14 protein-coding genes are annotated in these 22,006 nt (G+C 39.6%); 7 read left to right on the top strand and 7 right to left on the bottom strand.

Going from position 1 to position 22,006, the window contains the following annotated elements:
- Nucleotides 1-19 precede the first annotated feature (19 nt).
- Together ABJF57_RS11980 and ABJF57_RS11975 are read left to right on the top strand one after the other, a co-directional pair.
- Nucleotides 20-469 carry a helix-turn-helix domain-containing protein gene (locus ABJF57_RS11980; protein ID WP_462229332.1) on the top strand — a complete coding sequence of 150 codons (450 nt, stop codon included), beginning with the start codon at nucleotides 20-22 and terminating at the stop codon, nucleotides 467-469.
- 145 nt (nucleotides 470-614) lie between these two features.
- Nucleotides 615-1,391, top strand: coding sequence for a helix-turn-helix domain-containing protein (locus tag ABJF57_RS11975; RefSeq protein ID WP_462229330.1), 777 nt, complete (start codon nucleotides 615-617; stop codon nucleotides 1,389-1,391).
- Nucleotides 1,392-1,870: 479 nt separating this feature from the next.
- On the opposite strand, the gene ABJF57_RS11970 is transcribed toward ABJF57_RS11975, so the two are convergent.
- The 7 genes from ABJF57_RS11970 to ABJF57_RS11940 form a co-directional block, all read right to left on the bottom strand.
- Nucleotides 1,871-3,463, bottom strand: coding sequence for a RagB/SusD family nutrient uptake outer membrane protein (locus ABJF57_RS11970; protein ID WP_462229328.1), 1,593 nt, complete (start codon nucleotides 3,461-3,463; stop codon nucleotides 1,871-1,873).
- A 64-nt stretch (nucleotides 3,464-3,527) separates the two neighbouring features.
- Nucleotides 3,528-6,665, bottom strand: a complete 3,138-nt coding sequence (locus ABJF57_RS11965) for a SusC/RagA family TonB-linked outer membrane protein (RefSeq protein ID WP_462229326.1) — start codon at nucleotides 6,663-6,665, stop codon at nucleotides 3,528-3,530.
- A gap of 283 nt (nucleotides 6,666-6,948) precedes the next feature.
- Entirely contained in the window at nucleotides 6,949-8,508 is a 1,560-nt protein-coding gene (locus ABJF57_RS11960; protein WP_462229324.1) for an aryl-sulfate sulfotransferase, read from the bottom strand.
- A 74-nt stretch (nucleotides 8,509-8,582) separates the two neighbouring features.
- Nucleotides 8,583-9,407 (bottom strand): Calx-beta domain-containing protein, encoded by an 825-nt coding sequence (locus ABJF57_RS11955; protein ID WP_462229322.1) that lies wholly within the window; start codon nucleotides 9,405-9,407, stop codon nucleotides 8,583-8,585.
- A 10-nt stretch (nucleotides 9,408-9,417) separates the two neighbouring features.
- Nucleotides 9,418-10,872: a RagB/SusD family nutrient uptake outer membrane protein gene (locus tag ABJF57_RS11950; RefSeq protein ID WP_462229320.1), complete on the bottom strand. Its 1,455-nt coding sequence runs from the start codon at nucleotides 10,870-10,872 to the stop codon at nucleotides 9,418-9,420.
- A gap of 12 nt (nucleotides 10,873-10,884) precedes the next feature.
- Nucleotides 10,885-13,830: a SusC/RagA family TonB-linked outer membrane protein gene (locus tag ABJF57_RS11945; RefSeq protein ID WP_462229318.1), complete on the bottom strand. Its 2,946-nt coding sequence runs from the start codon at nucleotides 13,828-13,830 to the stop codon at nucleotides 10,885-10,887.
- A gap of 161 nt (nucleotides 13,831-13,991) precedes the next feature.
- On the bottom strand, nucleotides 13,992-16,727 hold the full coding sequence (locus tag ABJF57_RS11940) for a putative LPS assembly protein LptD (RefSeq protein ID WP_462229316.1): 2,736 nt from the start codon (nucleotides 16,725-16,727) through the stop codon (nucleotides 13,992-13,994).
- 166 nt (nucleotides 16,728-16,893) lie between these two features.
- Here ABJF57_RS11940 and ABJF57_RS11935 point away from each other — a divergent pair, with 166 nt between their 5' ends.
- The 5 genes from ABJF57_RS11935 (at nucleotide 16,894) to ABJF57_RS11915 (ending at nucleotide 21,933) form a co-directional block, all read left to right on the top strand.
- Nucleotides 16,894-17,694, top strand: coding sequence for an N-acetylmuramoyl-L-alanine amidase family protein (locus ABJF57_RS11935; RefSeq protein WP_462229314.1), 801 nt, complete (start codon nucleotides 16,894-16,896; stop codon nucleotides 17,692-17,694).
- 11 nt (nucleotides 17,695-17,705) lie between these two features.
- A complete protein-coding gene (locus tag ABJF57_RS11930) occupies nucleotides 17,706-18,623 on the top strand; it encodes an MlaD family protein (protein WP_462229312.1) in 918 nt (305 codons plus the stop codon).
- A 9-nt stretch (nucleotides 18,624-18,632) separates the two neighbouring features.
- Entirely contained in the window at nucleotides 18,633-20,261 is a 1,629-nt protein-coding gene (locus tag ABJF57_RS11925) for an acyl-CoA carboxylase subunit beta (protein WP_462229310.1), read from the top strand.
- Between the two features lie 125 nt (nucleotides 20,262-20,386).
- Nucleotides 20,387-21,244 carry a transglutaminase-like domain-containing protein gene (locus ABJF57_RS11920; protein WP_462235932.1) on the top strand — a complete coding sequence of 286 codons (858 nt, stop codon included), beginning with the start codon at nucleotides 20,387-20,389 and terminating at the stop codon, nucleotides 21,242-21,244.
- Nucleotides 21,241-21,933, top strand: a complete 693-nt coding sequence (locus ABJF57_RS11915) for a DNA alkylation repair protein (RefSeq protein WP_462229306.1) — start codon at nucleotides 21,241-21,243, stop codon at nucleotides 21,931-21,933. Before ABJF57_RS11920 ends, ABJF57_RS11915 begins: the two co-directional genes overlap by 4 nt.
- The last annotated feature ends 73 nt before the right edge of the window (nucleotides 21,934-22,006 follow it).

The raw sequence follows: 22,006 nt of genomic DNA, 5'->3' as shown, positions 1-22,006 counted from the left end.
ACTCAAAGTGAACTGGATTATGATTGCAATAGGTTTGACCCTATTGGGAATTGCCCTTATGTTGTATGCCAAACGTCATCCTCAAAGCAGAGATGAAGACAAAGTAATTGATGATGAGGACGAACTCACATTGATATTTAATAAAACGATTGAGTTAGTAAACGCGGAAAAGTACTACCTCAATAAAAACCTTAAGCTTTCAGATTTGGCTCAAGAGCTAGCATCCAACGAGCGAATGGTTTCTCGTGCCATCAATAGATTTGGGAGTGGGAATTTCAATAAGTTTATCAACGCATTTCGGATCGAGCACTCGAAAGAACTGTTAATAGGTGGAAAATTTGACCACTATACGATAGAAGCGATCGCAGAAGAATGTGGCTTTTCCAACAAAGTTTCTTTTTACAATGCGTTTAAAAGCGAGACTGGAATGTCTCCAACCCAATATCGAGCAGTAGAACAGTCGAAATAGGCAAAACCCCACCTTATGTTTTTCTTAAGGATTAAAAAGTGGAATTCTTTATATAAAGAATCACGATTGTTTACAGGTGTATATGAAAATCAATAGGTGGCAAGGCCTTTGAATACGTTTCGGTGGTAACGAACATGTCACCAAAATGTATACTCAAAAGGTAGGTCTAACGGAAAAAATCGCTATCGTGGAAGAAATTGCCCAGATAGTTGGTTCTGAAAACAACACAACTCATGTGCTTGTGCCAGATAATAAAGCTGAAATCATAATTCCATTGCAGAATGAAATTACGTTTAGTTGCATAGGTAGCGTAAGATCACTACGCTTATCTGAAAATAAAGCCTACTTCTTTATGCCGAGAAGGAGAGGAGCAGAGATTCCGATGCCTGCCAATACGAAGTGCTTAATCTTGAAAATTAATCCTATCTACGCAAGAAAAATAGCACAAGGGCTGTCTGAAATATCGAATGGCGTATTCACATTAACATTGGATAAGCAGCAACTAAGTTCTATATGCAAGTATTCCAAGACTAAAGATATTTATGGCGCCAGTGATATGATTGGCGATGTATTGGATCATGTGAATGGACTGTATGATTATAACTATACGATTTTAGACTCCATAGAGCAGATAAGAGAAACCTCGGGCACTATTTCCGTGAAGGAGATCTATTCTTCATTAAATGTCAGCAAATCGAAATTAGAGCAGCATTTTAACAGAGAGGTGGGGCTTACGCCAAAAGAGTTTTGTAAAATTGAGAAGATCAATTGCTTCATCAATACCTATGTAGAGCATGGAAACATTAGTTTAACAGAATTGACCTACCAATGTGGGTACTACGACCAATCCCATGTGATTAAGGATTTCAAGTATTTCCTGAATACCAGTCCTAAAAAGTTTTTTGAACACGCAATCTTTTGAGTTCCCCGCAGTAAATAAACAGGATGTATTCTTGCGACTGTGTAATTGATGGCTTCACAATACAGACAATTCAACTAACGATTCTAAGAGGACTGAAGAGTATGTAACTGATACTTTTGGAGGCATCGACTTGAAACATACGAATAATCCTATTTGCTCAACGAACGAATAGAAGTGTTTTTTGAAGATCAATCTAATACGTCGGCCCTAAAAGTCAAACCATAGCAATCGGAAGGTTAAGAAAAGCAATAAGAGTACTTGAGACTGTACGTCGCCTGTGAAGGTGATCGTTAGCTTGTTTAAGACTCTTTCTACTATCGAGCTAAAAGAACCCTGAGATTTGCTATCAAGTCCTGTAAACGCTCTGAGTTGATGCTCTGAGGTTATATCTATGGTCGTGATACTTGCCTATCAGACAATAAAAAAAGCTGCCCCCATAAAGGAGGCAGCTTTTTAAATATAAATTAATTCTGTACTGATTAGTTTTGATCAGCTTCTGTCAAGTTTGGATTGGCATCAATCTCATCTTGAGGAAGCTTCCAAATCCACTCACCGTTTGTAGACGGAGCAGCTTGCGTGAAACCATCACCGTAGTAAGTTGGATCAGCACCTGAACCAGTTAGATCGATTGGATCATCCCATCTCAGGTGATTTTCGTATCCAAACCCTTCACCATACATCTCAACATACCATTGGAACTTGATGTGATCAAGCAATGCACCTGTAGTGGCAAACGCTGTAGCATTGTAAGCAGCATCTCTAGAAGCACCTAGCACTTGTAGTGCAGCCTGAGCTCCAGGGATGTTATTCTGCATTAATTCTGATTCAGCTTCTATCAGATACATCTCAGCTGAACGCATTAGGATGATATCATCAGGATCAATTGTTCCTGGTGCTTTGTTTTTCATCTTGTAATGCATGTATGGATGCGTGTTATGTCCTGTACTGTTAGTACCGTAAATGCTTCTGATCGAATCTCTAACTCTCAAGAAGTCAGCTTCATTGTCATAGTTTGGATCCACTGTAAAACTTCCACCTTGATCATTATTCGCAGATGGGTTAGTATTTGGTGCCAATGGCAATACTACATCTCTACGATAATCAGTTGCTGGTATTTGGTTATACATTGCAATGTTGAACGTTTTAGGATTTCCTCTGTTCTGGCTACCATTAAATGTATTAGACATTAGGTAGAAATAAGAACGGAAGAAAACAGTCTCAGTACTGATCACATTACTTCCCCAAATCACTTCACCTACGTCTAGTGTATTAAAACCAGACTTCCAATCAGTTTCGCTCATCAAAGGATATCCTGCTCTAGCAGCAACAGCTGAAGATGCGGCAGTAGCCCAATCTCCACTAGAAAATGCTATTCTAGCCTTCAGGCCATGTGCAGTATTTATGTTCAGATTCGACTTACAGTCTGTACCACCAGTACAACGAGGAGACGCTGATCCAAAGAAAGCAATAGACTGATCTATATCAGCTTCCATCAAATCATATATTGCTTGTACGGTAGCTCTCGGCCCACTAGTGTAAGGAGGAGCTGTTCCAGTTTGCAACGGAACTCCAGGATCTGTAGCTGGATTACCAACTAAATATCCTCTTGCATAGTGCGTAATCAAATCATAGTAAGCATAAGCACGGTATGCATAAGCTTGACCTAAAATATCAGCTAAATCTGGATCTACAGGAGTACCTTCTTCAGCTACCTTGTTGATGATCGCACTTGCACTCGCAATGATGTGATAACGTTGGTACCATCTTTGTGTCACCGTTGTTGATGTAGGAAGTGTATGAGCATTCCACTGTAGGTCAGCTCTCATCCATCCATTACCTGGTGCAGAGTGAATAATTCCACCTACCATGGCATCATCAACAGGAACCCAATAGTGCTCACCAGAACGACCAGAAGATCCTCCAGGTAAAATAGTCTGAGCCTGAGCATACAATAGACGGTGAAGTCCATTGATTACCAATCTCATGTTACCAGCGGATGCTAACGCATCACCTGCTGCAATTGCATCTGTAGGCGTACGTTCCAAGAAATCCTCATCACAACTCGTGCTCATAATTAACAAGCACGGTAATATCAGATATATAATTTTTCGTTTCATAGTTTTATTTCTTTAAATCTTAAAGTCCTACACTTAAACCGACTGTGAATATTTTGTTTGGACGGTAATCATTTCCAGACCCCGTACCCGCAAGATTATACTGAGGGTTCAAGCCTTGTCTAGCTGAACTAAACCACAGATTCTCTCCAGAAACAAATACATTCAAATTATTCAGACCCCAGTTCTCAACCATTTTCGGATCGAAAGCATAAGAAAGGTTAACGTTTCTCAAAGCCACGAAAGAAGCATCTGTTAAGAATCGAGTGGATTGCGTCTGAACCTGCTCAGCATTTCCATTCTCAAGTCGCGGAACGTCAGTGATGTCACCTGGTTGTTTCCAAGCTCTCAACTGATCAACGTGATGCGACTCACCAAAGTCTCCACTACTCATCATAGCAGAATATCCATTGTCAAGAAGTTTACCACCTTGAGAGAAAGTCATCAATACGCTTAGAGACAATCCTTTGTAGCTAAATCTGTTAGTTACGGAACCAATGATATCTGGAATGGATTTGTCACCAGTAAATGCTCTACCAGCATCAGTCCAATCATTTGTAGTTGTTTGGTTTCCTTCAGTATCTAGCACCGGTACACCATTGCCAGTTTCTGGATCATCTTCAAATACATAATACAATTGATCTCCTGTTGCAGGATCTACACCAGCACTGTGGTAGATGTAAAAATCATAACGTGATCTTCCAACATCCCATCTTTTAGATCCATTCTGGAATGGAGAAGGAATATTTGTGATCTCATTATTCAATGTAGTAGCAAGAGCTGTCAAATCCCAGTTCAATCCGTTTGGATCACGTAAGATGTGGCCAGTCAAAGATATTTCTATCCCGTCGTTGTGCATATCCGCAATGTTGTCCGGAATTGAATTCAGACCATTAGAAAGTGCGATTGGCACATTGTACAATAGGTCTGTAGAATTTCTTCTATAGTACTCTACTGTACCATCAATCAAGAAGTTGAAAAGTGAAAACTCAATAGCAACATCGTAATTGATAAGGTTTTCCCAAGTCAAAGCTTCATTACCTAAATCTGAAAGCGTAATCGCAGGATTACCAGCATTTGAAGTTAACTGATAACGAGCTTGAGAAATGTAGAAATCTCCTAGGTTATCATTACCTACTTCACCGTAAGATGCTCTGATTTTTAAGTCATCAACAAAGTCAACACCACTCATGAACGACTCTTCGCTAACTCTCCAAGATGCTCCTACAGAGTAGAAATTACCCCATCGAACATTTTTATTAAATACAGAGCTACCGTCTCTTCTTCCAGAAAGGGAGATGTAGTACTTATTGTCATAGTTATAGTTAACTCTCGCGAAATAACCTTCTAGTGTTTTATCAGTAGTAGCACCACCGATACTTACAGGTACAGAGAAGTTGTCAAATTCGAAAATACCTTCAGCCACTTGAGTAGTAGCAAACGTATTATTGTCAGAGAAATTTCTGTCAAAACTTTCGTGACCGAGTGTTACATCTAAGTTGTGTACATCATTGATCGTTTTTCGATAAGAAAGAATTTGGTTGAAATTCTCTACAATTCTTCTAGATCTAGTTTCTGCGTATCGAGCAGTCGGTTGTCCATCACCAACTTCAGCATTCTCATAATCTTTACGAGTACGCTCTTGGTAATCTCTACCATAAGTGATTCTTGCAGATAGACCTTCAACCCATGGAATAGTGAAATCAGCATAAGATCTGAATCCGTAACCATTTTCTCTGTCGAATATATCGTTCAGAACTGCTTCTTCAATTGCATGACGACCAGGACTCTGAGGTCTTGGTGAAATACCGTATTGACTATAGCCTTCTCCTCTGTCATACAGTCTGTTACCAGCTGCATCCAACACAAACTCACCAGTTGCATCATCTACAATATAAACGGGGTAGATAGCTCCCATGTTTTTAGCAAATCCAAAAGGGTTAACAATGCTACCAGTACCTGCACCACCAACACCACCTTGATCAGACATTGATAAATTAACGCTTGTGCCAACAGACAACCAATCGTTTACATCAGTATCTGCTTTTAGCCTAGTTGTTAATCTTTCAAAAGAACTTCTAATCACATAGCCTTCTTCTTTCAAGTAGCCTGTAGAAAAGAACAAAGAAGTATTGTCGCTACCTCCAGAAATACTCAAGGAATGATTTTGTCTTGTTCCTCTTCTTTCAAAAGCATCAAACCAATCAAGACCAGGATAACGAACCTGAGCACTTGGATTGATCGAACCATCTGTACCTACGATTTGATCGTTGGCTACATTGAATGGATTGTATCCCAATCTGTTAAAGATAGTTGCAGAAGCTTCAGCTGCAGGATCTGCTACGCTTAATGAGTTTTTATATGCTTCCCACATTACTTCATAGTACTGCTGCGGGTTTGTAGCCTCATATTGTTCAACCGCCGGAGACATTGTGCCAAATTGAGAAGAGAAGCTCACCTGTGTTGGCTGTCCTTTTCTTCCACCCTTCGTAGTAATGATAACTACTCCGTTTGCTGCACGTGATCCGTATAGGGAAGTTGACGCCGCATCTTTCAAGATAGTCATTGACTGAATATCATCTTGATTGATAAGCGATAAAGTTCCTTCAAACTGAACACCATCGATAATGAATAGCGGGTCTGTAGATCCACCATTAAGTGTACTTACCCCTCGTATCACAATACTAGGAGAAGAACCAGGAGCACCAGAAGGAGTGATAAATTGAACTCCTGTGGAATTACCTTCAATAGCAGCAAGTGGATTTGTCACTTGTCTAAGCTCAAAATCTTCCGCACTGATTGCTGTTGCTGATCCAGTAAAATCCTTTTTAGTACTCGTACCGTAGGCGGTTACAATTACCTCCTGTAGTTCCGTAGCACCACCCATGGTCACGTCAATAGTAGATCTAGTGCCTACATTGATTTCCTGGGTTTCAAATCCTACAAACGAAAAGACTAATATATCTCCATCAGCAACCTGAAGGCGATAATTTCCGTCTATATCAGTTGTAGCTCCTGTTGTAGTGCCTTTAATCACTACATTCACTCCGGGTAAACCTTCACCAAGGTCGTCGGTGACTTTACCGGATACCGTCCTCTGCGCAATGACCTGAGTCATAACTAAGAGAGACACAATCATTGAAAAGAAAAACTTTTTCATACGCATGATTTGTTAGTTATTAATTAATTAAACAATAAAGATAGAATAGAAATTTTTGAATAATTGTAAAAAAGACAACTTATCTGTTTGATGATTTAGTGTGATCAGATCAATTAAAGGGACATTTTGAGCTTGTTTTCAATAATTAACACACACCTATTCTATGTGTTTTTTGTTGCTTTTTTTGTTGAATTAAAAGATATGTAATACAAAAAAAACCAGCACTTTGTGTTGGTTTTTTAATTTTTAGTTTCAAAATGAAGGGAGAATTCCCTTGAAACAGCTAATTATTTCGAACAATTATCTTTCTGGATGTTATTAAACCGTTAATATTTTCTCTAATTATTAACAATCTGTTTTTAGGTAAATCTTCCGTGTTAATTTTTTTATCACTTGCTAAAAAGAAGGTTTTTAAAATTGTACCATTTGTAGTAAAAACTGTAATAATCCTATTTTCTACCTGTTTTATCCCTAATGGACAATTGAGGTCCTCCAGCATGGTTGTGGGAACCAAACCTTCTTCTAGTCCGATGAAATCGGGTGCAATTTTCGATGCTCTGAAGATAATGGATGGGTTGAAGCTTTCGGATTCTTCACAATGAAATTGTGTCAGGAGTGTTTCGCTGGAACCATGAGGGGATTGGTATTCCCACAATATGGTGCCGGTAGAATCCATCTCAATCAATCGTCCATTTATCCCTTCCGTGATGAAAAAATTACCAGTGGGTAAGACTTGTACTCCAGACACAATTCTGGAATAGAGATCTTCTTTGACTTCTGCTGTCAAGGACCAATCCACATTTGAAGGAGCAAATGGAGAATCGGACATTTTCGCAAAGCCGTCATTAACTGTGAATGGTGTCACGAAAAAATCTATGGAAGAATAGACCCCTTCAGGCCTGTCAACTCCATTATTGTACAGCAAAACTCCCAACTCCCCATTCTCCAGAACAAATTGAGCATTATGTTGGCCAAATAATCTTTGATCTTCCACCGATCCCTGATCGTATGTTACTGGATTCCCCCACCTATAAAGAAGCCCACCTCCGAGATCGTAATCGCCTCCAGTAGAAGCTTTAGCTTCTTCGGCAGTTGTTGAGTGATCAATTATCCATATTTCATTGAAAAATGGAGAACTGAGCAAAATCAAATCAAGACTTTCTAAATAGTCAATGGAGTTGAGGTGAATCCAATCAACTTTATTCTTCTCTTTTACATAGTTGATATCCAGTTTATGTGGATTGACCACATCACTATAGTTATCTTTAGATGGATCGAAGTTTTGAATAAGGTGGTCTTTTGCACGCCATTCCCAGACAATTTCCATGTCATTGGTTCCGATCGGTCGCATCTCAACTATTTTTTCTGCCCAAAAACCCTGGTCATCCAAGGATGCTGGATCTCTTCCCATTTGAATGGCTTCATCTTCTGAGATTGCTTCCCAAACGATGGCCAAAATGTTCCCATTTTCAAGGAAAATGGCTTCATGGTGAAAGGCCTCATTTGCATTTGATAGGGTGAAGCTCCATGACACATTTCCGTCAAAATCAACAAGCTCCATATAGCCGCCAAGTCCACCAGCCCGAAATGAATCGTTTTCTATCTTCCCTGTTCTAAATAGTTGTTTATTGGGCAAAAGAGCCACGGTATTCCCGGGTGGGTAAATGCCGTCCCATTGATGTAGTAGGGCTCCGGAATCATCAATTAGATAGGTGTTTGTATTGTTATGCGGATGGAATAGGGTGTAATGATCACTCTGACTTGCTGATGATTGCACCACGCCAAGCTGTCCAATTGCAGAGGAGGCAATTAACAAGGAGGTTATAGATAATAGAAATTTCATGTGTAGCGTTAAAAAAAGGTTGGGAAAACTCCCAACCTTTATATTATACATATATGAATTATCTCTTAGCTTAATCAGCTCCCGTCAGAATATCTGAAGGTTCCTGGATACCTGAATACACCATCAGTACCGTAATACTCATAGTTTACATCAAGAACTCCAGTGGTCAGATCATAAGTACCTCCAGTTATTCTTAGGAGGTTATTATAAGTACCTGAACCATCACCATTGCTTAGATTGAAAATTTCAGTTGCATCTACTGTTCCTGAATTCGATTCTGGGCTGTCTTCTATTAAAGTTACTACGTAACTAATATTAGCAAACCCGCCGAAAAGCGTACCTGAACCACCAGTAATTCTGAACTCCAGACACTCTGGCCCAGCTGCTCCTACACTACTTATTGATACAGGAGCACTGCTGTACCCTACATCAAGTTCTGTTGTAACAATGTTTGCAAGCACATTTCTAGGGCAGAAAAAATCGTTATCAACAATTGTAACTGCCACAGAAGACTCATTACCTATTTCTATCGGAGAATCTTCCGGTAGGCTAATGGTAAAAGACTTAGAACCATCAATTTCGTCATTGTCGATAATTGTATAGTCAAAAGTGCCCGTATACTCTCCTGCTGCTATAGTAATAGAAGCGCTTGGTATAGAGTAGTCTACTCCTGCAAGCGCAGTGCCATCCACTACACTTAAATTGACAGTTAAATCTGAACTAGGTGCACTACTAAGAATAATAGTTACAGTCTGATTGCCAGAAGCTTCATCCACACTAAGAGCTGCTGGCCCATCGATTGAAAGAAACTCTCCGCTATAAGTTATTCGCTCTTGTTCACCACATGCTGCAAGTAAGAACACGAGAGATAATGCGATTATATTTTTTAAATTTTTCATATGCTAAAATTTAATATTGATCATTTTGTTCGATTCCTGAAACAACAACTTCAGTTGTCGGAATAGGGAAGATTCGTCTGAAACTATCCGCTGCTAGACTGCAAGCCTCCATTGGAGATGCACAATCGGCGCCACGAGTAATTGCCTGGTTCCATCTTCTTAAATCAAACCAACGATGCCCTTCCAACCACAATTCCTTTCTTCTTTCGTTCTGAATAGCAGTTTCAAGAGAAATGCCTGTAAGATTCTGATCAACATAACCAGTTATTCTATTGGATCTAAGTGTATTTAGATCTTGCATAGCCAGCGTTGGTTGATTCAACTCAAACTGAGCCTCAGATCTAATCAAATACATTTCACCCATTCTGAAGATTTTGATATCATTTACTCCATCAATCGCTCCATTTCTGCCGCTGTACTTGATAGATACTGTTGTACCATTTCTATCAGGCCCGCCATTTACCGCAGAGATGTTGAAAGTATTGGAGAAATAGCTTGAAAATCTTATGTCATTCGCCTGATCATACAAACTCAAGACATCAGCGGACGGTACCCACCCCATTCTGTTATTCACATAGAAAAACATTTCGGCAGTTGGTCTACCTTCACTCTGATCTACAACAGCTACTGACCAAATTACTTCCGTATTTTGATCATCAGCATCCCATATGGAAGAAAAGCTTGCAGTTGTTCCAATGGATACTGCTCCATCTCCAATTACGGCCGTAGCATCAGCAACAGCAGCAGCGTACTCACCAGCATAAAGATTCACTTTTGCACGAATCGCTCGAACCACTAACCTATCAATGCGATATCTTGTACCACCTGTATTTGGACTTACATCCAAACCTGCAGGATCAAGTAAAGTTTCAGCTTGATTTAGATCTGCCAAGATTTGATCATATGTTGCACTCACTGTTGCACGAACAGGATTGTCTAACGTTTGTGTAATTCTTACGGGAACACCTAAAGCAGTAGAATTTCGCTCATAAGCCTGACCATACAATCTTAAAAGATCGAAATGACCCAGAGCACGTAAAGCCAAAGCTTGTCCCAAGATACGATTTCTGCTACCTGCAGTTGTTTCAGGAACGTCATTGATTCCATCTGAAACCACATTGGCTCTCGCAATCATCAGATATGGTGTATTCCACCCAGCAGCAACATTACCACTTCCATCTGATGGTCCGAATTGCCAATCGGTAAATTCAGCTTCGTTTCTTAACGATTCTGCAGTCTCGGTACCACCGTCAGCGCCTAATTCCATTAGTTCGCCATATGTCTCGGCATAGTATCCGTTATTGTTCAAAGTAGCATAAGCTCCAATCAATATTTGATCGTACTCTTCAGCTGATTCGAATGCATTGTCCGAGGTTAACGAAAACTCCGGAGCTATGTCAAGTTTGTTCTCGCATGAATATGCGGCCAGAACAAACAATATTATAATAAAGCTTTTTATTTTCATGATATTGTTCAATTAGAATGTTAAGTCCAGACCGAATGTATATGTTCTTACCGCAGGGTAAACAGCTCCTAACAAGAACCCATTTGTATCCTCAGGATCTGCTCCTGTGAATTTCGTGAGTGTAAATAGGTTTTGACCCTGTGCGTAAATCCTTACATTTTTGAAACCAGCTTTGCTAACTATGTCAGAAGGCAAGTTGTAGGATAGTAACACATTTCTAAGTCTGAAGAAATCTCCATCTTCCAGATACCTGGTAGTAGCACTTTGGTAAGTGTTTGTAGTTAAACCACCGGTAGTCCTGATTCTAGGAATATCAGTGATGTCTCCTGGTTGTTTCCAAGCTCTTAATAGGTCTATAGAAACATTATCTGGAACATAAGCTGGATTATCAATGTTGATTCTTTCATTGTTATACAATGTAGAACCGTGTATCCATGATCCTAAAGCGAATAGGGAAAGATTTCCGTATGTCACATTAAGTGTAATACCTCCTGAATAAGGAGCTGTTCTTGGACCGAATACTCTTGAATCATTTGCTTGATCAAATACATTGGTAATTGTACCCTCCGCAGTGAGGTAAAGCGCATCCCCATTTGCAGGATTTACTCCTACGTATGGTACTACATAGTTTGCAGAAACAGGCTGCCCTTCTCTAATGATAGTGGTATTGCCAATGATATCATCTTCTCCTGCAAGACTTTCCACTACATTGTCATTGAATGCAAAATTAGCACCTACTACAACGGAGAAATCTCCCGCGTTCACCACTTTACCTGAAAGTGTTACTTCAATACCTTTGTTTCTGATCTCACCAGCATTCTGGTTTTGAGCAGTAAATCCGGTAGTTCTTGAAAGTTGTGTATTCAAGAAAGCATCTACAGTTAAGTTATTGTAGTATTCAATTGAGCCAGAAAGAACAGACTGAAACAAGCTGAAATCTACACCTACGTTTAACATCTTAGTGGTCTCCCACTGAATGTTTTCATTAGGTATTGCTTGGAGGAATAATCCGTTTACACCAGCATACGAAGTGGTACCTAGCGTTGAAGCAAACTGGAAATCTCCAATGTTTTGGTTACCAGTGGTACCATAACTTGCTTTGAATTTCAAATTGTCAACGAAGGCAACATCCATGAAGTCTTCATCTGAAACAACCCATGCCAATCCAGCTGAGTAAAATGTTGCATGTTGATTATTTGCTCCAAATCTTGACGATCCATCTCTTCTAAGTGTACCATTGAAAGTATACTTATCCATGAAGGTGTAGGCTACTGTTCCGAAGTAAGATACAAGTGAACTTCTAACACCTGTTCCCCCTACGTCTGGAATAAACCCGTTGGTAGCACTACCACCAGTAATACCAGCCTCGTTCTTCAGTTTCAAGTTTGTGAATCCATATCCTGTGAAATTGAAGCTTTCATTGTCATTCCAGATAAACTCCTGGAATAAGGAAACAGATAGTTTGTGGTCAGAACCGAATTCAGTTATATAATTAACTGAGTTTGTTCCAATGAAAGTGACATCTCTATCAAAATCTCTGAAAAGACTTCCTTGACCACCTTTTGCCTGAGCTCCTGGGTTAGTTCTAGGATCAGTAAAATCAGTGTCGATATCAGTATCAAAATCAACACCCCATCTTGAAGTGACAGATAAACCTTCAACACCTGGAATATCAAACTCTCCGTACAATGTGGAAATGACTTTCACATTCTCAGTGTTGTTTGTATTCTGTGTTAGCTCTTGCACACCATTTGGCTGTCCTGAAGTCAACTGATTGAATGTGCCATCAGGGTTAAATATGGGCTCATATGGGTTTGACCAGTATGCTGCGTTTAAGGGTGATCCAATAAATGCATTTCCTTCCCTGGTATCTTGCAAGCGAGAATAACCAAGTGAGTTATTCGTTCCGAATGTTAAATTTCCAGTTACAGTTTTAAGATTGATCCGCGTAGTATATCGCTGTAGACCTGTTGTTACTACTGTACCTTCTTCATCATAGTAAGATCCAGAGATGAAATAAGTGGTGTTTTCATTTCCTCCAGAAACATTCACTTGAAGGTTTCGCGTAGCAGCTGATTGGAAAAGTTCATCTTTCCAGTTTGTAGAGAATTGTCTAAGCGAATCAACTTGCTCGTTAGTAAGGGTGGACATCTGAGTGCCACCAGTAAATAACTCAAAGTCGATCTTTTGCTGCGTATTCATTACTGGTAAGAAATTGCTAGGTGCTTCAGAAACACCATACTGAGCGCTGAAAGTAACTCTAGGCTTACCGGCCTTACCATTTTTAGAAGTAATTACAATTACACCATTTGCGCCCCTGGACCCGTAGATGGCTGATGAAGATGCATCTTTGAGAACTGATACATTTTCAATGTCGTTCGGGTTGATGGTTTCAAACTCTGCAGCATCGATTGGCACGCCATCCAATATGTAAAGTGGTTGAGTACTTGAGTTGATACTACTGGCTCCTCTAATCAAAACACTAGCTCCAGCTCCTGGCTGACCACTGCTCGATTGTGAAAGAACACCAGCTGCTTGACCTTGAAGAATCTTGTCGAATGATGCGATTGGTACATTGTTGATTGTTTGGGCATCAACGGAGGCAACAGATCCGGATGCTCTTCTAGCATCTTGTGGTCCATAACCAGTTACAACAACTTCTTGTAACTCTGTGGCGCCTCCCATCGTTACATCAATCACCGATCTGGTGCCAACGTTCACTTCTTGAGATTCAAAGCCTACATAAGAGAAGGATAAGATGTCTCCATCACTAACTGAAATACGGAAATTTCCGTCAATATCAGTAGTAACGCCCGTAGTGGTGCCTTTGATCACCACGTTCACACCTGGAAGGCCTTCACCACTGTCATCGGTGACCTTACCAGATACTGTTCTCTGAGCAAAGGCTTGCGCCAAAACTAAGAGACACATAATCAATGAAAAGTAAAACTTTCTCATAAGCATTATTTGTAGTTTAATAAAATTGGTTTAATCCACTAAACTAATACATTTGAGATAAATTATTGTTATGACAATAACCTTGAAAAAGTTTTAGAAATTGTAAAAAAAGATACAATCTCTATTGGTTTTTACTATTAACGGTAAAACTTTATACTGTTTCAATTAAAAAAATCGAAGAAGCTGCGACGTTTTTCAAGCTTCAAATCCTGCAGAATGGAGGATTTCACACGAATAGAAAGGAAATAGGATTGGAATCTGCCGAAGGGAACCCAATCAAAATTCATTGTCCAGCAGTGTAGATCTCTGGAAATACCAAGACGAGTGGTTGTGAAGTCCTTAGCCTCAAAATCATAACCTGAATTAAATGTAATTTGGGTATTATCAGTTAACCCTAATGTTCCACTAAACTGAAAACTTTGTCGAATTGAAGCATCTTGGAATCCTGTTTTATTCCTATTAATTGAATACTGTATCCGTAACGTCCACGGGACAGCAAAATCTACATACATTTCCGGATTATTTTGGATGTGTGCTAATTTTTGTCTTTCCAGGTCTGTCAATCCATCAAAACCTACTTGGTCTTGTGGTGGGTTGAATCCATTATCCGGTTCATTATTGTTAGCTGTGGAATTATTTTTGTTAGAACCTTTTGGAGAAAGACTGAGATTTATTGAAGTAGTCATGTTCGTTAATCGACCCAGTCCATTGCCGTTATTCCAAGTGTAACGATCCAGTCTTCGCTGACTAACCACCCGCTCACCACGTGCATTTGTACTTTCTGATAAAAGCAGGTATTCATACGGATCTAATGTTCCAGTGAAGTTAATGGCAAGTTTTCCGTCAAGAAAGCTGGTTCTGGCATTGATATTAATGTTGCTAAGCTTAAAGGAATCAGCTGCAAGGTTATATCCCGTACTTAATCCCAGATTATCGAAAAGTTTTATTTTCTTGAAACCATTCACAGTGTCTTTCTTGCTAGCTACTTTCATTTCAATGTTGTTGGAAAGAGAAAAACCCAGCGTTTTACTTTCACCACCAGGAGGAGAGCCATAAGCAAATCCTTCGTATCTGCTTAAGCGACGCCTGTTTCCTAAAGAGTCAATTTGTACATCGCTGTACACGCCATATTTTGTATCTGAAAAGTCGGGACTGTAACTGAAAGAAATGCTGGGAGTCATTACATGTCGAATGGCTTGAATCTTACCTCCATTAAAAAAAGCGGTTCCGTAGATACGTGTATTCAAAGATGCACCTGTCGACCAACTACCAGCTCTGCTAAACCCGTTAACAGTGTCGATGCGGACACCATTCTCCGCCTCTACGTATTCATATTGGAGCTCTTTAGCATACCACAATTCCTGATAATTGAATGAAGGATTCAAAGTGAAATACTTGAGAACGCTCATGGAAGTGGATATAGGTATCGCATGCTTGCCTCCAAATTGCGATCTTCTAAATATTTCTGAAAAATTACTTCTATTGAATGAAATGACAGAATCTGAGCGAGCATCCCGGTTGATGACGTTGAAGCTTGAACTTCTCACGCTGTTGTTTGAGAGTTCATTTTTCGCAACAAAATTGTGACTAAAGTTGAGTTTAGATAAAGGAGATTTGCTCGAGGTAACCAGGTTTTTAAACGGGTACACCCGATTGGTGTTAATTGTAAGATCGGGCAAAGTCAGATTGACAATTCCTGATTGTAAATTTTGACTATGTCTTAGATTGCTAGACATATTGAAAGGTGTACCTGCAAAGGTTTTGGTATATCGAATACTCGATGCTAGCTGTGAGTTTATGCTTCTGTCAAAATCCTGAACAACCAGGTTGTTATTTTGGGTAAAGGTTCTGGTTGCTGCATTTACAGAAGCTGAAAACGAGGAATTACCCTTGGATTCAGGCGTGTGGTTCCATCGAACACTGTAGTCGTTGGTTTCTAAAGGGTTTTCTAAATCATCGGAGATCGAATTATTGTACGAGAAGTTAAACGTCCCTCTGAAAGAGTAGCGTTTGAAATAATTTGAAGTGGCATTTATCGCACTGCCACCTTTTGAATAAATATCTCCGGTTAACCGAAGGTCAACATAATCACTAATTGCAAAATAGTATCCGCCATTTCTCAGGAAGAACCCTCTTCTCTGCTCTTCACCATAGGATGGTACAATGACACCCGACGATTTTTCTTTTGGCTGAGGGAACATTCCGAAAGGGAAGAAAAGTGGCGTTGGGACATCTCGAAAGCGCATATTGAAAGGGCCAGACACGACCTTGTTATTTGGAATAACCTTTAGTTTGGAGGATTTTATTGAAAAGTGAGGGTCTTCCAGGTTGCAAGTAGTATAGGCTGCTCCTCTGATGAAAAGCTCATCTTCCGCATTTTTCTTAACATCCTCTCCGTGCATGAAACCGCCTTGCTTTTCGGTAATCACTCCTTTGATGAGGGCACGTTCCGTTTTAAAATTATAAACAATGTCATCTGTTACATAAGTATCCGGACCGTCGGCAAAAACAGGTTTACCAATTTTTTTCCCCGTTGAGTCGGTAATGTATTTAGCCTTTAGTGTTCGTTTATTCCAGTCTACGTCGGTTCGTTCGGCATCCAGTGCTATTTTCCCATAATCTATGTGGGTCTCGCCGTAGAGAAACAGTTCTCTACTTTTCACATTAAAAAAAAGTGAATCCTTGGCATTGTAATTAATGGTGGTTTCAATATCGCTTCGATTTTGTCTTGTGGACTGAGCTGCGGAACTGATTGTTTTTGTAGAGTCCGAGGCGGTTCTACTAGTCGTATCACCCACCAATAGGTTGTTCTCAGCCTTATTATAGACAGAGTCTCTTTCTTGCGAAAAGGCAATGAATGAAATTATTAAACAGAAAAGTATAATGAGACACCTCAATCCAACTCGCTTTTTTGAAAATGAACTATGACCAAACTATCTTTGAGATGTTTTATTGCTGGCACAATTGGCAGATTTTTTGCAAATAAAGGCAAAGAGAAATTACCGCCATGGCCAATTTTTCTAACATTTGCGTAAAAGTATTTCATTTTAGACAATAAAGGGAGTGAGAAACCTAGTACTACCCATCGGATTGACATTATTTTTAGTGTTGGCTTCATTTCAGCCAGTTGGTAAGCGAAGCTTTGCTGTCACAAAAATTGTAATTGACCCAGGGCATGGGGGAAAAGACCCAGGAACTCTTGGGTCTTATACCAAAGAAAAAGACGTAGCTCTTGAAGTAGCTCTCAAGGTGGGTGAATATGTGAAAAAATATATTCCGGATGTTAAAATCATTTATACGCGTAAGGATGATACGTTTATAGAGCTTGAGAAAAGATCTGAAATGGCTAATAATCATAACGCCGACTTGTTTGTTTCGATCCATGCAAACTCCTTACCAAAAAAGACACCACTGTCCAGAAAGCAATCGATAAAAGGTTCGGAGGTATATGTAATGGGTGCACAAAATACAGATAGAGCTTTGGAAGTTGCACAAAGAGAGAACTCAGTGATCTTACTGGAGGAAGATTATCAGAAGAATTATGATTTCGATCCGCAATCAGAAGAATCATACATTCTTTACAACCTTACACAGTCTGCGTATCAGGATAATAGCCTGATGCTGGCAAGCCTCATCGATGACCAACTAAAAAATAGAGCGGGCAGAAGAAGTTATGGCGTTAAGCAATCGAGTCTTTACGTAATGTGGAGTACAGCAATGCCAAGTGTGTTGGTGGAAATTGGCTACCTTTCCAATCCGATGGAAGAAAAGGAATTAAACAACGCTGAAGTTCAATCATTTATAGCCTCAGGGATCTATCGTGCAATCAAAGAATACAAGGAAGCATTTGATGCTCAGAACTAAAAATTAAGAACGTGTCAAAAGAATTTAAGATTGGTCTTATCACCATTATTTCAGGAGCTCTCTTATACTATGGATTCAATTTTTTGAAGGGTTCAGATATATTTTCTCCTTCAAATAGATACTATGCTACGTATGCGAATGTGGCAGGATTAAATGTATCTAATCCGGTTTATTTCAATGGATTACCTGTTGGTAGAGTAAGTGGATTTGAGTTGGTTCAAGAAAAAAAATACATCGTTGTAGCATTCGATATAGACGATGGATTAATGATCAGTAAGGACGCTTCAGCAACCCTGGCAAATGATGGTCTTTTCGGAGGTAAAGCCATTGTTTTAGATGTAGGTAAATTACCAGAGTTGGCCCAACCGGGAGATACATTGGGATCTGATATGGATGAAGGAATGTTATCACAGTTTGAACCAGTTGCTGACAACCTTAATACGACAATCACCAAGCTCAATGATTTGCTTGACGAGCTAAATAAAACCGATATCCGAGGTACGGTTGACACATTGAAATATGCAATCGGGACAATTACCAATAAGGTTAATAGACTAGAGGTTGAAAAAGTCATTGCATCAACGGATTCACTTCTCAAAAGCATCAAAGATCGTTCTGATCAACTGGATGGTGTTTTGGCTAGCTCTAAGTCATTGATTGACTCATTGAATAATGTACCATTGGCGCAAACTTTAGAGAAAGTAAATGAGTCTTTGGATCATGTGAATAACCTTCTTTTGGCAGTGCAATCTGAAGAAGGCACAGTTGGAAAATTGCTGAACAACGATTCCATCTACAATAACTTAAATAAACTTCTGGTTGATATGGATGAACTAATCATCCACTTTAATAATTATCCAAAGGACTTTATGAAGCCGCTTGGTAGAAAAAACAAGAAGCTTAAGGGAATTTCTCAGGAAGGTAAGTAGCGAAAATTCATGAATATTCAATTCAACAAAAATGAAGATGCCAACAAACAGTTGGTATACAAACTAAACGAGCGTCTAAAAACCGTACATCTTGGCGGGGGAGAAAAAAAGATTACATCACACCATAAGAAAGGTAAGCTAACTGCCCGTGAACGCATAGCATATTTGTTGGATGAGTCTAGTGAATTTCTTGAAGTGGGTGCATTGGCTGCCGAAGGGATGTATCAAGAGGTTGGAGGATGTCCCTCTGCTGGCGTTGTAACCGGAATAGGTACAGTCTCTGGTAGAGAATGCATGATTGTAGCAAACGATGCTACTGTAAAAGCGGGTGCCTGGTTTCCTATGACGGCTAAAAAGAATCTTAGGGCGCAAGAAATTTCGCTTGAGAATAACTTACCAATTATCTATTTGGTGGACAGTGCCGGGGTATTCTTGCCGATGCAAGATGAGATATTTCCCGATAAAGAACACTTCGGTAGACAGTTTAGAAATAATGCGATCATGTCTTCAAAAGGGATTATCCAGATTGCAGCCATTATGGGAAGTTGTGTGGCAGGAGGAGCTTATTTGCCTATCATGGCTGATGAAGCACTCATTGTGGATGGAACCGGATCTGTTTTTTTAGCTGGAAGCTATTTAGTAAAGTCAGCCGTTGGAGAAGATATAGATAATGAAACTCTTGGGGGCGCCACTACACATTGCGAAATATCTGGAGTTACCGATAATAAATTTTCTGATGATAAGGCAGCTCTGGATGCGATCAAACGAATTTTTGATAAAGTAGGTGAGCCTGAAAGTGCAGGCTTTAATCGAGCAGAAAGTAAGCCTCCAAAGAAAAAACTAGAAGATATCTATGGTGAATTTCCTGCAAATCGGGGGATTCAGTATGACATGGTAGAGGTGATCAAGTGTTTGGTTGATGATTCTGAATTTGATCAATATAAAGAGCTCTACGGAAAATCCATTGTTTGTGGATATGCTCGAATTGATGGGTGGAGTATTGGAATTGTTGCCAATCAGCGGAAAGTAGTGAAGACTAAAAAGGGAGAAATGCAGATGGGAGGAGTGATCTACTCAGATTCTGCAGACAAGGCAGCTCGATTCATCATGAATTGCAATCAGCGTAAAATTCCACTGCTCTTCCTGCACGATGTAAATGGTTTCATGGTTGGCTCTCGTTCGGAGCATGGAGGAATCATTAAAGATGGAGCTAAGATGGTCAATGCAGTTTCTAACTCTGTGGTTCCGAAATTCAGCATTGTCATGGGAAGTTCTTATGGCGCTGGAAATTATGCCATGTGTGGTAAAGCATACGACCCCAGGCTAATATATGCTTGGCCAACAGCTGAAATAGCTGTAATGAGCGGAGGCTCTGCTGCTAAGACCTTATTACAGATTGAAATAGCTTCTGCAAAGGCGAAAGGCAAAGAGCTTACGGAAGAAGAAAAGAAGGCGCAGTTAAAAAAGATTGAAGATTCGTACAGAGAAAAATTAAGTCCATACTATGCCGCTTCCAGGTTATGGGTAGATGGAATTATTGATCCGAAAGAGACAAGAAATGTGATTTCAAAAGGCATTAAAGTGGCCAATCATGCCCCCATTGAAGAGCGGATGAATGTAGGTGTTATTCAAACTTGATGCTTATCGAAATGAGTTGTATTCTTACCCTAGCTAACTGACGCTTTGTCTTAGATTTTAATACACCTGAATGAATCTTTATATTTTTGAATATTCATTTTAGGTATATCTAAAGTAAAAAGCATTTGAATTCCTTGAAAGAGTCCGAAATAAAGGCCCTGGTTGTCCTGCTGGATGATGAAGATCATGAGGTTGTAGCTCATGTTGAGGAAAAAATAATGTCTATTGGGACCAGTATCATCCCACTATTGGAGCATGAATGGGAAAGCACATTCAATCCAATCATTCAATCGAAAATTGAAGATCTTGTACACGAGCTGCAATTCGAGTTGCTAAAAGAACGCTTCCTTTTATGGAAAGAAGGAGGAGGAATCGACCTTACTGAAGGTCTTTGGATAGTCGCTACCTACTTATATCCAGATTTGGAATTACAGGAAATTAGCCAGGAGATAGATCAATTATATCACGAGTTGTGGCGCCACATGGAGGATGAAATGGCTCCATATGACAGGGTAAAAGTATTTAATGAAATTTTTTTTAATGAGTTCAAATTCAGAGCGAATACGAAAAACTTTCATTCACCCGCCAATTCCATGATTAATTCAGTGTTGGAGACCAAGAAAGGGAATCCGATATCCTTGTGCACAGTTTATTTATTACTTGCACAAAAGATGAGGTTGCCTGTGTTTGGAGTAAACCTTCCAAACCTATTCATATTGACGTATCAAGTTGGAGACGAATCGTTCTACATCAATGTATTTAACCGAGGACTCATTTTTACCAGAGAAGATATTGACAACTATTTGGATAGCCTTCAACTGGATAGGCAAGATATCTTTTATGAGCCATGCTCCAATTTAGACATCATACTTCGAGCATTGAGGAATCTGATCGTATCCTTTGAAAAGCTTGGGGATTATCACAAAGCCGACGAAATCAAATTGATTCTGCAAAAAATGGACAATCAGTATTTCTCTCTGTGAAAGATTTAGATCAGATTTTGAAAGATCTGAAGGGAATGAAAGACCCTGCATATATTTCTAGAATGGAGTATTTTGGTATAAGAGATGCTCCAAAAATACTGGGAATAAAGAATGCCTACCTCAAGCCCTATGCAAAAGAGTTTGGAAGAAATCAACCATTAGCGAACCTGCTTTGGGAACAACCAATACATGAATGCAAGCAGCTTGCTATACACATCGCTGAATCTAAAAACTTCACGGAAGAACTAGCGGATAAATGGACTGCAGAATGCTACTCCTGGGATTTAGTTGATGGCATTGCGATGAAAATTTTACCAAAAACCTCTTATGCTTTTCATAAAATAGAAGAATGGAGCCGTCGTGAAGCAGAATATGAAAAAAGAATGGCATTTGCATTGATGGTTGGCATTTCCATTCATTGCAAAAAGGAACCCGATGCTCGGATAGCAGAATTTTTCCCAATCATTGAGCGAGAAGCCTGGGATGACCGAAACTTTGTAAAAAAAGCTGTGAATTGGGCACTCCGACAAATCGGCAAGCGAAGTTTGCAACTCAATGCCCAAGCGATTGAAGTAGCAGAAAGAATTCGAAGGCAAGGCTCAAAACCAGCTAAATGGATAGCGACGGATGCGCTCAGAGAACTAAAGAGTGATAAGATTCAAGAACGACTGAGATCCAAGAAATCATAATCAGAATTCATTTCATTGAAACCTTTATTCCTTAAAGGAGTATTAAGATTACATTTAAGACTTAAATATTTTA

The organism is Ekhidna sp. (assembly GCF_039940915.1).
Classification (GTDB): Bacteria; Bacteroidota; Bacteroidia; order Cytophagales; family Cyclobacteriaceae; genus Ekhidna.
Note: the sequence above shows the minus strand (reverse complement) of the source record. Positions and strands in the feature narration are given on the sequence as shown.